This is a genomic window from Streptomyces sp. NPDC005202, from assembly GCF_040608235.1.
In the GTDB taxonomy this organism is placed as follows: domain Bacteria; phylum Actinomycetota; class Actinomycetes; order Streptomycetales; family Streptomycetaceae; genus Streptomyces.
In genome coordinates, this window is sequence record NZ_JBEXHW010000008.1 from 198,648 (window position 1) to 211,577 (window position 12,930).

The 12,930-nt window shown below is 69.8% G+C and carries 14 protein-coding genes, 1 tRNA gene and 1 pseudogene; 14 read left to right on the forward strand and 2 right to left on the reverse strand.

Annotation, left to right across the window (positions count from 1 at the left end):
* Nucleotides 1–49 precede the first annotated feature (49 nt).
* The 8 genes and pseudogenes from ABZV31_RS15905 to ABZV31_RS15940 all read left to right on the forward strand — a co-directional run bounded on the left by ABZV31_RS15905 (nt 50) and on the right by ABZV31_RS15940 (nt 4,533).
* Nucleotides 50–259, forward strand: a complete 210-nt coding sequence (locus ABZV31_RS15905) for a hypothetical protein (RefSeq protein ID WP_355893527.1) — start codon at nt 50–52, stop codon at nt 257–259.
* A gap of 22 nt (nt 260–281) precedes the next feature.
* Complete coding sequence (locus ABZV31_RS15910; RefSeq protein ID WP_355893530.1) at nt 282–878, forward strand: DUF2637 domain-containing protein; 597 nt, start codon at nt 282–284, stop codon at nt 876–878.
* Nucleotides 879–889: 11 nt separating this feature from the next.
* Entirely contained in the window at nt 890–1,081 is a 192-nt protein-coding gene (locus ABZV31_RS15915; RefSeq protein WP_355893532.1) for a mobile element transfer protein, read from the forward strand.
* Nucleotides 1,082–1,090: 9 nt separating this feature from the next.
* On the forward strand, nt 1,091–1,285 hold the full coding sequence (locus tag ABZV31_RS15920; protein WP_355893535.1) for a hypothetical protein: 195 nt from the start codon (nt 1,091–1,093) through the stop codon (nt 1,283–1,285).
* Nucleotides 1,286–1,299: 14 nt separating this feature from the next.
* A complete protein-coding gene (locus tag ABZV31_RS15925) occupies nt 1,300–1,545 on the forward strand; it encodes a SpdD protein (RefSeq protein ID WP_355893538.1) in 246 nt (81 codons plus the stop codon).
* 129 nt (nt 1,546–1,674) lie between these two features.
* A pseudogene (locus ABZV31_RS15930) lies at nt 1,675–2,993 on the forward strand (replication initiator).
* A complete protein-coding gene (locus ABZV31_RS15935) occupies nt 2,969–3,163 on the forward strand; it encodes a helix-turn-helix domain-containing protein (RefSeq protein ID WP_355893540.1) in 195 nt (64 codons plus the stop codon). Before ABZV31_RS15930 ends, ABZV31_RS15935 begins: the two are co-directional and overlap by 25 nt.
* Nucleotides 3,160–4,533, forward strand: a complete 1,374-nt coding sequence (locus ABZV31_RS15940) for a tyrosine-type recombinase/integrase (RefSeq protein ID WP_355893543.1) — start codon at nt 3,160–3,162, stop codon at nt 4,531–4,533. The genes ABZV31_RS15935 and ABZV31_RS15940 overlap by 4 nt, the downstream gene beginning before the upstream one ends.
* A 141-nt stretch (nt 4,534–4,674) precedes the next feature.
* On the opposite strand, the gene ABZV31_RS15945 is transcribed toward ABZV31_RS15940, so the two are convergent.
* Both ABZV31_RS15945 and ABZV31_RS15950 read right to left on the reverse strand, forming a co-directional pair.
* Nucleotides 4,675–5,145 (reverse strand): GNAT family N-acetyltransferase, encoded by a 471-nt coding sequence (locus tag ABZV31_RS15945; protein WP_355893546.1) that lies wholly within the window; start codon nt 5,143–5,145, stop codon nt 4,675–4,677.
* A gap of 341 nt (nt 5,146–5,486) precedes the next feature.
* Nucleotides 5,487–5,558 (reverse strand) — tRNA-Arg (locus tag ABZV31_RS15950).
* Nucleotides 5,559–5,697: 139 nt separating this feature from the next.
* On the opposite strand from ABZV31_RS15950, the gene ABZV31_RS15955 reads away from it, so the two are divergent.
* From ABZV31_RS15955 to thrB, 6 genes are all read left to right on the forward strand, one after another.
* Nucleotides 5,698–6,213 carry a response regulator gene (locus ABZV31_RS15955; protein WP_355893548.1) on the forward strand — a complete coding sequence of 172 codons (516 nt, stop codon included), beginning with the start codon at nt 5,698–5,700 and terminating at the stop codon, nt 6,211–6,213.
* Nucleotides 6,214–6,434: 221 nt separating this feature from the next.
* The gene (gene nrtL / locus ABZV31_RS15960) at nt 6,435–7,601 is read left to right on the forward strand and encodes an ArgS-related anticodon-binding protein NrtL (RefSeq protein WP_355893551.1); all 1,167 of its coding nucleotides are present in this window, start codon (nt 6,435–6,437) and stop codon (nt 7,599–7,601) included.
* A gap of 18 nt (nt 7,602–7,619) precedes the next feature.
* Complete coding sequence (gene lysA / locus ABZV31_RS15965; RefSeq protein ID WP_355893553.1) at nt 7,620–9,011, forward strand: diaminopimelate decarboxylase; 1,392 nt, start codon at nt 7,620–7,622, stop codon at nt 9,009–9,011.
* Nucleotides 9,012–9,157: 146 nt separating this feature from the next.
* Nucleotides 9,158–10,450 (forward strand): homoserine dehydrogenase, encoded by a 1,293-nt coding sequence (locus ABZV31_RS15970; RefSeq protein ID WP_355893556.1) that lies wholly within the window; start codon nt 9,158–9,160, stop codon nt 10,448–10,450.
* Nucleotides 10,451–10,456: 6 nt separating this feature from the next.
* A complete protein-coding gene (thrC, locus tag ABZV31_RS15975; RefSeq protein ID WP_355893559.1) occupies nt 10,457–11,515 on the forward strand; it encodes a threonine synthase in 1,059 nt (352 codons plus the stop codon).
* A gap of 264 nt (nt 11,516–11,779) precedes the next feature.
* A complete protein-coding gene (gene thrB, locus ABZV31_RS15980) occupies nt 11,780–12,709 on the forward strand; it encodes a homoserine kinase (RefSeq protein ID WP_355893562.1) in 930 nt (309 codons plus the stop codon).
* Nucleotides 12,710–12,930 lie beyond the last annotated feature (221 nt).

Below are 12,930 nucleotides of genomic sequence, written 5' to 3' on the forward strand. Positions count from 1 at the left end.
CTCGTGCCAAGTCCCTACCCCGCCATGTCCAAAACCCGAGGGAGCCACCTTGTCCCGCCCGTCCATTTCTGAAGTCACGGCGCTGATCGCCGACCTGGCCGACCACCGCAAGTTCGGAGTCGGCGACTACCGCGAACTCATGAGCCGCAAGGCGGACTTGCTGGAACGCATTGCTGTCGACCAGCCCGGCGACACCGAAGCTGCCGAGGTCGCCGCCGCTGCCCGCGCACGGGCCGATGAGCTCAAGTCCACCGACTGACCACACTGGAAGGAATCGAACCATGCGCGCCCACGTGGCCCGCGTCGATGTGGTGCTCGTTCAGGCAGTCATCGCCGCCGCGCTGTCCTTCGCTCACCTGCACGACCTGGCCTCAGCCGCCGGACAGCACGGGTGGAAGGCGTGGGCGTATCCGGTCTCGGTCGACCTGCTGTTGGTGGCGGCCTGGCGGCGGCTCCGCTCCGGCGGGACGAAAGCGGCCGGGTGGTCCTGGTTCCTCGTCGCGCTGACCGCCTCACTCGGCGCCAACGTCGCCACCGCTGGCCTGCTCGACCTGGGCACCGTACCCGCCTGGCTCCGCATCCTCGTCGCCGGATGGCCCGCGGTCGCCTTCCTCGGCGGCACCCTGCTCGCCCACACCGCACACGACGCGACCGGCGAACCCGCACCCGTCATCCCCGAGCTGACCGGCCCTGAGCCCGAACCGCGACCGGCCATCGTCCCTTCCCCGGTGCCGGTCCCGGCCGCCCTGGTCGACCACGCCCGGAAGGTCGCCGCCGAACACCGCACGCGTACCGGAGCGGACATCGACACCCCGACCCTCCGCGCACGGCTCGGCGTCCCGGCGCAGCTGGCCGAAGCCATCGCCGCACAGCTCTGAAAGGAGCGCACATGCCCGCCAACCGCCGCTTCCGCAACGTCGTCCGCATCGGTCCCGTCCAGGTCGGCACGTACTACGACGGCCGGGGCCGCGAGAAGCACGCCGCCGCCTGCACCGCCCCGCGCTGCGGCTTCTCCACGGACTACGACAGCCGCGCAGCCGCCGAACTGGCCGCCCGCACCCACCGCTGCCCCGCCCGCTGAGGAGGTCCCGTGACCGTTTCACTGCCGCTCGTCTTCGTCCTGGGCGTCATCGCCTGGGCTGCGATCAAGTTCCTCGGCATCCGTCTCTGGGTCGCCGTCGTGATCGCGTCGTTCGGCTTCTGGCTCTCTCACACCTTCCTGGCCCCCGCCATTGAGTCCGGCACCCGCTCCGGGGTCGGCGTCGTCAACGGCACCCACAAGTGACAAGAAGGTCCGTCATGTTCCGCCCCAAGCTGCCCGATGTCCCGACGCTGCCAACGACGCCTGTCGTCCCTCAGCAGACGCAGGCTCCGGTGGCCTCCACCGGCAGGTCGCTCACCCCCTACGCGGGCACGGTCGCCGCCGTGGTCGTCGTCGGCATCGTGCTCACCGCGCTCCTGGCGGCCGTCGCCGTATCGGCCGTGTCCGTGGCCATCGCCGCCGTGGTCCTGCGCTCCCTGCTCAACGGCGCCAATAAGCACTGACCGGCCGCCGGGGCGGCAACAAGCCGCCAAGCATCCCGCCGCCCCGGGGCGTCCTCCCAACCGCCGAAACAGCCGAAAGGAAGTCCCATCATCACCCGGCAGACTCCGCCACCGCTGGCGGAACTCTCCATGCTGGCCTCCCTCGGCACCATGCCCGAGCTGGCCCACCAACTCTCCGGCCTGGGCGGCTGCACCCACCCCGTCCGCCTCGACGGCCACCGCACGGAGTACGCGGTCAACACGGAAACCGGCGAGATCGGCCGGGCCCTGCACCACCTGGACTCCGCCACCCTCCCCGCCGGTCAGCTCCTCGTCCGCTGCAACAACCGCCGCGCCACTCGTTGCGCCGCATGTGCCGAGACGTACCGCCGCGACACCTACCAGCTGATCACCGCCGGACTCCGTGGCGGCAAGGGCACGTCGGAACGGGTGGCGACGCACCCGCGCGTCTTCGCCACCTTCACCGCGCCGAGTTTCGGACCGGTCCACAATCGTCCGTCGAGCGGCCGGGACTGCCGCTGCGGCACCCGTCACGACGAGCAGGACCTCGCTCTGGGCACTCCGCTCAACCTGGACACGTACGACTACGAAGCGGCCGTCCTCTGGAACGCGCACGCCGGTGCCCTGTGGCGGCGCTTCTCGATCTACCTCCGGCGGGAGATCGCCAAGCGAGCCGGCCTCACCCAGCGCGCGTTCCGAGATCACGCACGGATCTCCTTCGCGAAGGTGGCCGAGTACCAGAAGCGCGGCGCCGTTCACTTCCACGCGGTCATCCGCCTCGACGGCCCGGAGGGAGGAGACACCAAGCCTCCGGCATGGGCGTCGGCCGAATTGCTGACGGACGCCATTCGCGCTGCTGCCACCGCTGCACGCGTGGACGGACCAGAGATCGACGGCCGTGCCCATGGCTTCGTCTTCGGCCGACAGCTCGACGTCCGCCCGATCCGCTCCGCCGACTTCGACGACGGCCAGGAGCTGACCGAGCGGGCCGTAGCGGCGTACATCGCCAAGTACGCCACCAAAGGCGCCGAAGCGGCGGCTGGCACCCTGGACCGCCCGATCCGCTTCCTCGCCGAGCTGGCCCAAGCCCGCATCACCGACCACGCCCAGCGCATGATTCGAACCGCCTGGTCCCTCGGCGCACGTCCCGAGCTTGCAGACCTCCGCCTTCGGGCTGGGCTCACATGCTTGGCTTCCGCGGCCACTTCTCGACCAAGTCCCGGCGCTACTCCACCACTCTCGGCGCCCTCCGTGACGCACGCGCCGATTGGCGCCGCGCCCAAGCCGCCCCGGCTATGCCGCCGGAAGAGGAAACCACGCTCGTCCTCGCCCACTGGGTGTTCGCCGGTACAGGGCTCAGTGCTGCCGAGACCTGGCTCGTTGCCTCCCTCGAACCCGCCCTCGGAACGGAAGGAGAACCGACATGGACCGCCGACGCGACGAACTGATGACCGTGAGCCAGGTCCTCGACGAGCTGGGCGGTGTATCCCGGCGGACCTTCTACCGCTGGCGTGAGTTGGGTCTTGGGCCGGCGGCTTTCAAGCTGCCCAACGGTGAGCTGCGAGTCTGGCGGAGTGATTTCACCACCTGGCTGCGGCAGTTGGAGGCAGCAGCGTGAAGTCTCTCGACGTGAAGGTGTGGGGCGTCAGGAAACGGAACACCAAGAAGTCGTCCTATGACGTCCGATGGACCGTTGTCGGGAACGTGTTCTCCGAACAGTTCCGTACCAAAGGGCTTGCGGACCACTACCGGTCGAAGTTGCTCCGAGCCACTCATGCCGGCGAAGAGTTCGACACGGTGACAGGGCTGCCCGACTCGATGGTCGAAAAGGCGGCCACGATGACCTGGTACGCCTTCGCTCTGAAGTACCTGGCTGTGAAGTGGCCGCACGCGGCGCCGAACACACGTAACGGGATCAATGAGGCGCTGACCTCCGTGACGATGGCCCTTCTCGACGAGCGTCCGGGGCAGCCGTCCGAGGATCTGATCAGGAAGGCGCTTCGCAACTGGGCTTTCGTCCTGCCCGGTCCGGACGATCGCGAATTGCCGAGCGAGATCGCGAACACCTTGCACTGGGTGGCCAAGGCGTCGCGCCCGCTCTCGGGCCTCGGTGACGCCGCGATCGGCAGGGCCGTCTTGGACTCGCTCAAGCTGAAGCTCGACGGGACGGCGGCGGCCTCGGAGACGGTTCGGCGTAAGCGCCGGACGCTCGTCAACGCGCTGCACTACGCGGTGGATCTTGGCGAGTTCAAAGAGAACCCGATCACTGCCATTCGCTGGAAGAAGCCGAAGGTGGCCGGGGAAGTGGATTCCCGCGTAGTCGCCAATCCGGAGCAGGCTCGGTCCCTGTTGACCGCGGTCTCGTACGTCGGTGGATACGGCCGGGCGCGTGGTCGTCGACTCGTCGGCCTGTTTGCCTGCATGTACTACGGGGCCTTACGCCCTGCTGAGGCAGTCGGCCTCACCAAAGCAGACCTGAAGCTGCCGGAGACCGGCTGGGGGTCGGCTCTGCTGAACCGGACGCGTCCCAGTGTCGGCAAGCAGTGGACGGACTCCGGCGAGACCCACGACGACCGTGGCCTGAAGAACCGGCCGGCCGAAGAGGTCCGGCTCGTGCCGATCCCGCCCCAACTCGTCGCCATCCTTCGGCAGCACCTCGACACGTTCGGCAGCGCGGAGGACGGGCGACTGTTCACGAACGAACGTGGGGGAGTGGTCGGCTCCTCGACTTACTACCGCGTGTGGCAGGAGGCTCGGGCGCTGGCGCTCCCGCCGGCCGCCGTCGCCTCTCCGCTCGCCGCCCGGCCGTACGACCTCCGACACTCGGCGCTGTCGACGTGGCTGAACTCCGGAGTGGACCCGACCGAGGTGGCCGAACGTGCGGGCAACAGTGTTGAGGTGCTGCTGAGCCGCTACGCCAAATGCATCGATGGGCGGCAGGAGATTGCCAACCGCAAGATCGAAGAGTTGTTGCGCGAATACGAGTGACGAGGCACATAGCCATTAGCCCCTGGTCCGCGCGCGGGCCGGGGGCTTCGTCGTGTCCCGGCCGCTGGTCGACTTCCAGGTGCCGACCAGATTCTTGGTCATGTGACCACCGGAAAACCGTCTGCGGCTTCCCGTACGGGCTCACTGAGCGGGGAAGATGAGCCGTAGAACGATCTCGCCGTCGTCGATCTCCCCGGTGGGCTCGAACCCGAACTTTTGGTAGAAGGGCCAGGGTTCGCCGTCGCCGGGATCGTAACTGGTCAGCAGCTCGGTGGCGCCGTCCGCGCGAACCAGAGCGGCGATCTGCCTGAGCGCCTCTCGGCCGATCCCTCGCCCCTGGTGCCGTTTGTCGACGAGGAGGCGCCAGATGAAGTGTCGCCCTTTGTAAGGACCAGCGGGCGGCTTCCACGACAGCATCACGAAGCCGACTGGCTCGTCGCCGCGGTACACGGCGCGGTACCAGGGATTGGCCTCCGGTTTCTTTGTCGCCTCCTTGAGCGACTTTGACACGGAGGCGACGAACTGCTTCTGGTCACGTCGGACGCGGAGAGCACGAACGGCATCCCGGTTGTCGTCGGTGATCTCCCGCAGGTGCACGCCTGGGGACCTCATGCCACATCCCTTCCTGTATCCGGCGGCTGCGCCATCCGGGCCGAGGTGAAGAGCCGCCGCCGTGCGGCAGTCCGTTGTGTGCACGCAATATCAAGGACGCCAGGTCGGACTTCTGCGCAGAGTATTCGACGCAGCGGACCTGGAGCGGGACTGGCACGCCGGGCTGTGTCCGCGCCGGAGGCAGCTGCTTTGACCTGGGCAGACGCTCCAAGATCCTGTCCACAAATAGTCCACAGACCCTGTCCTAGGGCCGCTCAGCGCTGCATACGCCTGCACATACGCGAAGACCCCGTTCTCAGCTAAAGCGCTGATGGCGGGGTCTTTGGGCACCTCATACAGGGTGCCCCCGGCAGGATTCGAACCTGCGCACACGGCTCCGGAGGCCGTTGCTCTATCCCCTGAGCTACGGGGGCGTGTCCGGCGCGGTCTCGCGCGGCGACGGGTAGAACACTACCAGCTCCTTCGGGGTGGTCATGAACGTTTTCCCGGGTGCCGCGGCGAGGGCGAGCTCGTCCGCGGACAGGGGGAAGGCTCGCCCGCAGGGGGGTGGAAGTGGGGAAAACCCGGACGCGATGGCCGGTCCGGACCTACTCTCGAGTTGTGCCAGGCGCGTCCGGCCGGGTGCTTGTTGTGGACGACAACAAGGTCATCCGGCAGCTGATCAGGGTCAATCTCGAGCTGGAGGGCCTCGAGGTCGTGACCGCGGCCGATGGTGCCGAGTGTCTGGATGTCGTGCATCGGGTGCGGCCCGATGTCGTCACCCTCGACGTCGTCATGCCGCGGCTCGACGGGCTCAGGACGGCGGCGCGGCTTCGTGCCGATCCCCGCACTCGTGATCTTCCTCTCGCCATCGTCAGCGCTTGTACGCAGTACGAGATCGAGACCGGTCTCGACGTCGGGGTCGACGCCTTCCTCGCCAAGCCCTTCGAGCCCTCGGAACTCGTACGGCTCGTGCGTGAGTTGATCGAGAGCAGGCGGGGCGGCTCCGCTCGCGGAGGTGACGAGGGCGACTTCGGGAGTCCCCTTGGTGCGGGAGAGGCCGAGCGGGCCGGGCGTACCGGCGGCTGAGCCCGCCCCCACAGCGGCCCCGCCGTGCCGCAGCAACCACGCCGTCCACAGCGGCCCCGCCGCGCGCAGCAACCACGCCGTCCACACCAGCCCCTCCGCACCCCAGCACCCCGCCCGTACACAGCAGCCCCTCCACAGCCCAGCAACCCCGCCGTCCACATCCCGGACCCCCAGCCAAACCGGCTCGCCTACCCACCCCCCTTCTCCCCTACGCTTGTCCCGTGACCCCCGTCGAGCTCTCACGTACCGTGCTGCGCGCGGTGCGCCGTGCTGTCGACGCGGGGGAGCTGAGCGTGGCCGTGCCGGAGCGGGCCGTGGTCACCGTGCCGGGGCCCGGCGGCTGTGGCGACTACGCCACCAACATCGCCCTCCAGCTCGCCCGCCCGGCGGGGCAGCCGCCCCTGCGCGTCGCCGAGATCCTCCGGTCGCATCTCGCGGGCGCGGACGGCGTCACCGACGTCGCCATCACCGGACCCGGGTTCCTCAACATCAGTCTGCGCGGCACCGCGTCCGTCGGCCTCGTCGAGGAGATCCTGCGGCGCGGAGTGCGGTACGGGTACGCCGAGCAGCTCACCGGGCAGCTCTTCCAGCTCCACTGCCCCTGCGAAGTCCGCGCTGTCGTCGTCATGGACGTCGTCGCCCGCCTGCTCCGCTCGCAGGGTGCTTTCGTCCGCACCAGCTGCGAGGATCCGCCCCCGCCGGAGTGGGAGGCCGTGCTCGGAACCCGGGTCGACGCCACAGGCCGGCCCGGTGCCCCGGCCCCCCTCGACATCAACGTCCGGCCCGTCCCCGCCCCGGCCGACCCCCTCCCGCTCGGCCGGGACGCCGCCCGCTGGGCGCTGCTCCACCCCGCCGCCCACGACCGGCCCCGCATCACCGGCGAGCATCTCGTCCAGCGCGAGAGCAACCCCCTCTTCCGCGTCCGCTACGCCCACGCCCGCACCCGGGCCCTCGCCCGCAACGCCGCCGACCTCGGTTTCTCCGCCGAGCCGGGCGACCTGCAAGCCGTACACGTGGCCGTACCGGAAGCCCTTCACGAAGCCGAAGCCGTACCCGCAGCCGCCCACGAAGCCCTACCCGCACCCGCCCACGCCCCCGCCCCCGCCCAAGAACCCGCCCACCAAACCGCCACCCCTCTCCTCACCGCCCTCGCCGACCACCCCCGCGTCCTGGCCCAGGCGGCAGCTCACTGTGCCCCCGATCGACTCGCCCGGCACCTCGTCACCGTCGCCGATGCCGTGCTCGCCCTTCTGCCCGCCGTGCTCCCGCGCGGTGCGGAGAAACCCTCGGCCGCCCACCGCGCCCGGCTCGCTCTCGCCGAAGCCGCCGGGACGGTGCTGGCCGGCGGCCTGTCCCTGCTCGGCATCGACGCACCCGATCACCTCTGAGAGAGCCCACGAGAAGTCATGAGCCGTTCCGCACACCCTGCCGGGCCCCGTCACGCCGATGTCCTGCCCGAGGGGCACTACTCCGCCCCGCCCGCCGACCTCAACGCCCTCGACCCGAAGGTCTGGGCCCAGACCGTCACGCGTACTGACGACGGTGTCGTCAGCGTCGGCGGGATCCCGGTCACGCGGCTCGCCGAGGAGTTCGGCACCCCCGCCTACGTGCTCGACGAGACCGACTTCCGTGCGCGGGCGCGTGCCTGGCGTACCGCCTTCGGGCACGACGCCGACGTCTTCTACGCCGGCAAGGCCTTCCTCTCCCGTGCCGTCGTGCGCTGGCTCGACGAAGAGGGGCTCAACCTCGACGTCTGCTCCGGCGGCGAGCTCGCCACCGCGCTGTCCGCCGGCATGCCCGCCGACCGCATCGCCTTCCACGGCAACAACAAGTCCACGGAAGAGATCCACCGCGCCGTCGAGGCCGGTGTCGGGCGCATCGTCCTCGATTCCTTCCAGGAGATCGTCCGCGTCGCGCACATCGCCCAGTCCCTCGGCAGGCGGCAGCGTGTGCAGATCCGGGTCACGGTCGGCGTCGAGGCGCACACCCACGAGTTCATCGCCACGGCCCACGAGGACCAGAAGTTCGGCATTCCGCTCGCCGACGGGCAGGCCGCCGAGGCCGTACGGCGGGCCCTGCAGCTCGACGGGCTCGAACTCATCGGCATCCACAGCCACATCGGGTCGCAGATCTTCGACATGTCCGGCTTCGAGGTGGCCGCGCACCGGGTCGTGGGGCTGCTCAGGGACATCCGTGACGAGCACGGCGTCGAGCTGCCCGAGATCGACCTCGGCGGCGGGCTCGGCATCGCCTACACCAGTGACGACGACCCCCGTGAGCCCCACGAGATCGCCAAGGCCCTCACCGAGATCGTCAGCCGCGAGTGCGACGCCGCCCGGCTGCGTACGCCTCGTATTTCCGTCGAGCCCGGGCGCGCCATCGTCGGGCCGACCGCCTTCACGCTCTACGAGGTCGGCACCATCAAGCCCCTGGACGGGCTGCGCACGTACGTCTCCGTCGACGGCGGCATGTCCGACAACATCCGCACCGCGCTCTACGACGCCGAGTACAGCGTGGCCCTGGCGTCGCGTACGTCCGACGCCGAGCCCATGCTCGTCCGCGTCGTCGGCAAGCACTGCGAGAGCGGCGACATCGTGGTCAAGGACGCCTTCCTCCCGGCCGACCTGGCGCCTGGTGACCTGATCGCGGTTCCCGCCACCGGTGCGTACTGCCGTTCCATGGCGAGCAATTACAACCACGTGCTGCGCCCGCCGGTCGTCGCCGTCAGCAACGGGGCGGCCCGCGTGATCGTCCGCCGCGAGACGGAGGAGGACCTCCTGCGCCTCGACGTCGGATGACGGCATGTGGACAGTGGCGGAAGATCTCCTGTCTTCCGGCCCGGCGAAAATGAAATAAACGTCTCACGATCCGGACAAAGGATAGAAACTCCCGTCCGGTGAGTGAGACTGGTCGAACCGTAGACGGTATGAGGAAACGAGGTCGGATGATGCGTACGCGTCCGCTGAAGGTGGCGCTGCTGGGCTGTGGGGTTGTCGGCTCAGAGGTGGCGCGCATCATGACGACGCACGCCGACGACCTCGCCGCCCGGATCGGCGCCCCCGTGGAGCTCGCGGGGGTGGCCGTACGGCGGCCCTCCAAGGTGCGGGAGGGCATCCCGGCCGAGCTCATCACCACCGACGCCACCGCACTCGTCAAACGTGGCGACATCGACGTGGTCGTCGAGGTCATCGGCGGGATCGAGCCCGCCCGTACGCTCATCACCACCGCCTTCGAGCACGGCGCCTCCGTCGTCTCCGCCAACAAGGCCCTCCTCGCCCAGGACGGCGCCGCCCTGCACGCGGCGGCGGAGGAGAACGACAAGGACCTCTACTACGAGGCCGCCGTCGCCGGTGCCATCCCGCTGATCCGTCCGCTGCGCGAGTCGCTCGCCGGCGACAAGGTCAACCGGGTGCTCGGCATCGTCAACGGCACGACCAACTTCATCCTCGACAAGATGGACTCCACGGGGGCGGGCTACCAGGAGGCCCTCGACGAGGCCACCGCCCTGGGGTACGCGGAGGCCGACCCCACCGCCGACGTCGAGGGCTTCGACGCCGCCGCCAAGGCCGCCATCCTCGCCGGCATGGCCTTCCACACGCGCGTACGGCTCGACGACGTCTACCGCGAGGGCATGACCGAGGTCACCGCCGCCGACTTCGCCTCCGCCAAGGAGATGGGCTGCACCATCAAGCTGCTCGCCATCTGCGAGCGGGCGCAGGACGGCGGATCCGTCACCGCGCGCGTGCACCCCGCGATGATTCCGCTGACCCACCCGCTTGCTTCCGTGCGCGGCGCGTACAACGCCGTCTTCGTGGAGTCCGACGCCGCCGGGCAGCTCATGTTCTACGGGCCCGGCGCCGGTGGCGCGCCCACCGCCTCCGCCGTGCTCGGCGATCTCGTCGCCGTGTGCCGCAACCGGCTCAGCGGCGCGACCGGACCAGGCGAGTCCGCGTACGCGGCCCTGCCCGTTTCGCCCATGGGCGACGTGGTCACGCGCTACCACATCAGCCTGGACGTCGCCGACAAACCGGGCGTCCTCGCGCAGGTGGCCACCGTGTTCGCCGAGCACGGTGTCTCGATCGACACTGTTCGCCAGCAGGGCAAGGACGGCGAGGCCTCCCTCGTCGTCGTCACCCACCGTGCGTCCGACGCCTCCCTGAGCGGGACCGTCGAGGCGCTGCGCAGCCTCGACACCGTGCGGGGTGTCGCCAGCATCATGCGGGTTGAAGGAGAGTAACCAGCAATGACCCACCAGTGGCGCGGAATCATCGAGGAGTACCGGGACCGGCTGCCGGTGTCCGACAGCACACCGGTCGTGACGCTCCGTGAGGGCGGTACGCCCCTCGTGCCCGCGCAGGTGCTCTCCGAGCGCACCGGCTGCGAGGTCCACCTGAAGGTCGAGGGTGCGAACCCGACCGGGTCCTTCAAGGACCGCGGCATGACCGTGGCCATCTCCAAGGCCAAGGAGGAGGGCGCGAAGGCGGTCATCTGCGCCTCCACCGGCAACACGTCCGCGTCCGCCGCCGCGTACGCCGTACGGGCCGGCATGGTGTCGGCCGTGCTCGTGCCCCAGGGCAAGATCGCGCTCGGCAAGATGGGCCAGGCCCTCGTGCACGGCGCGAAGATCCTCCAGGTCGACGGCAACTTCGACGACTGCCTCACCCTCGCCCGCGCGCTGAGCGACAACTACCCTGTCGCGCTGGTCAATTCGGTCAACCCGGTGCGCATCGAGGGCCAGAAGACGGCCTCCTTCGAAATCGTCGACATGCTCGGCGACGCGCCCGACATCCATGTCCTGCCGGTCGGCAACGCGGGCAACATCACCGCCTACTGGAAGGGCTACAAGGAGTACGCCGCCGACGGCGTCGCCCTGCGGACTCCTCGCATGTGGGGCTTCCAGGCCTCCGGCAGTGCCCCGATCGTGCGCGGCGAGGTCGTCAAGGACCCGTCGACCATCGCCACCGCGATCCGCATCGGCAACCCCGCCTCCTGGACGTACGCCCTGGCGGCGCGGGACGAGTCCGGCGGTTTCATCGACGAGGTGACGGACCGTGAAATCCTGCGCGCCTACCGGCTGTTGGCCGCGCAGGAGGGCGTCTTCGTCGAGCCGGCGTCCGCCGCGTCCGTCGCCGGCCTGCTGAAGGCCGCCGAGCAGGGCAAGGTCGACCCGGGTCAGCGGATCGTGTGCACCGTCACAGGCAACGGCCTGAAGGACCCCGACTGGGCCGTCGCCGGAGCCCCGCAACCGGTCACCGTCCCGGTCGACGCGGCGACGGCGGCCGAGCGCCTGGGCCTCGCCTGACCGCGCAACCCTGCGACGTTCCGGGGCGTCCTCACCAGGGGACTCCCTAGGAGGGGTGCACAGAGGGCTTACGACACGCATCGTGCGCCTCCTGTGCGCCCTATGTCGCCACAGAACCTTCCTTCGATAGGCTGTACTGAACCCGCCCGCCGCATATGCCTTCGCATATCGCGCGGCGCCGTGCCGTCCTTGCGGCCTGAGGGTCCTCACGTACCTGTCGCCTGTCATTCGACCATCACGCAGCTCAAGGAGAGTCATCGAGCGATGGCCGGTCCAGCGTTCCGCGCCGCCGCCGTCCGGGTGCGCGTCCCCGCCACCAGCGCCAACCTCGGCCCGGGCTTCGACGCCCTCGGCCTCGCGCTGGGGCTCTATGACGACGTCGTCGTCCGGGTGGCCGACTCCGGGCTGCACATCGACATCGCGGGCGAGGGCAGCGACACGCTGCCGCGCGACGAGAGCCACCTCCTCGTACGCTCCCTGCGCACCGCCTTCGACGCCCTCGGCGGACAGCCGCGCGGGCTGGAAATCGTCTGCGCGAACCGCATCCCGCACGGCCGCGGCCTCGGCTCCTCCTCCGCCGCCATCTGCGCCGGCATCGTCGCCGCCCGCGCCGTGACCATAGGTGGCGAGGCCAAGCTCGACGACATGGCGCTGCTCGAGCTGGCCACCGAGATCGAGGGCCACCCGGACAACGTTGCGGCCTGTCTGATGGGTGGTTTCACCCTGTCCTGGATGGAGGCCGGCGCCGCCCGGGCCATCAGGATGGAGCCCTCCGATTCCATCGTTCCGGTGGTTTTCGTGCCCGGAAAGCCGGTCCTGACCGAGACTGCGCGCGGTCTGCTGCCGCGCACCGTGCCGCACGTCGACGCCGCCGTCAACGCGGGCCGCGCCGCCCTGCTCGTCGAGGCCCTCACCCGGCGCCCCGAGTTGCTGCTGCCGGCCACCGAGGACCGCCTCCACCAGGAGTACCGCGCCCCGGCCATGCCGGAGAGCGCAGCGCTGGTGGAGCGGCTGCGGGCCGACGGCATCGCGGCGGTGATCTCCGGCGCCGGCCCCACGGTCATGGCGCTGGCCGACGCGGGCACCGCCGACAAGGTGGAACAGCTGGCGGGCGCGGACTGGGCCGCCAACCGGCTGAGCCTCGACCTGCAGGGAGCGAGCCTGCTGCCGCTTGCGGCCTCCAGTGTTGATTAAAAACGTGCGCTTGCCGGATTTGGAGAGGGGGAATGTTTGTTGGATCCGGTAGTGTTAATCTCTAGTCAGCACCCGGCCCCACCATGGCGAGGTGCTTCGTGTCCCCGTCCGGGACAGACATTCTTCCGGGAGCCCCCCAAGCCGCACTGTGTGGTGTACGCCGTACTTGGGCAGTACGTCGTACGCGGACATTGAGCAGGCCGCCGGGCATGATCCGGAAT

What these genes read in the sequence shown, in the direction of transcription:
- ABZV31_RS15910 (WP_355893530.1), top strand. Translation starts at nt 282, where the DNA reads ATGCGCGCCCACGTGGCCCGCGTCGATGTGGTGCTCGTTCAGGCAGTC.
- ABZV31_RS15915 (WP_355893532.1), top strand. Translation starts at nt 890, where the DNA reads ATGCCCGCCAACCGCCGCTTCCGCAACGTCGTCCGCATCGGTCCCGTC.
- ABZV31_RS15925 (WP_355893538.1), top strand. Translation starts at nt 1,300, where the DNA reads ATGTTCCGCCCCAAGCTGCCCGATGTCCCGACGCTGCCAACGACGCCT.
- ABZV31_RS15935 (WP_355893540.1), top strand. Translation starts at nt 2,969, where the DNA reads ATGGACCGCCGACGCGACGAACTGATGACCGTGAGCCAGGTCCTCGAC.
- ABZV31_RS15945 (WP_355893546.1), bottom strand. Translation starts at nt 5,145, where the DNA reads ATGAGGTCCCCAGGCGTGCACCTGCGGGAGATCACCGACGACAACCGG.
- lysA (WP_355893553.1), top strand. Translation starts at nt 7,620, where the DNA reads ATGAGCCGTTCCGCACACCCTGCCGGGCCCCGTCACGCCGATGTCCTG.
- ABZV31_RS15970 (WP_355893556.1), top strand. Translation starts at nt 9,158, where the DNA reads ATGATGCGTACGCGTCCGCTGAAGGTGGCGCTGCTGGGCTGTGGGGTT.
- thrC (WP_355893559.1), top strand. Translation starts at nt 10,457, where the DNA reads ATGACCCACCAGTGGCGCGGAATCATCGAGGAGTACCGGGACCGGCTG.
- thrB (WP_355893562.1), top strand. Translation starts at nt 11,780, where the DNA reads ATGGCCGGTCCAGCGTTCCGCGCCGCCGCCGTCCGGGTGCGCGTCCCC.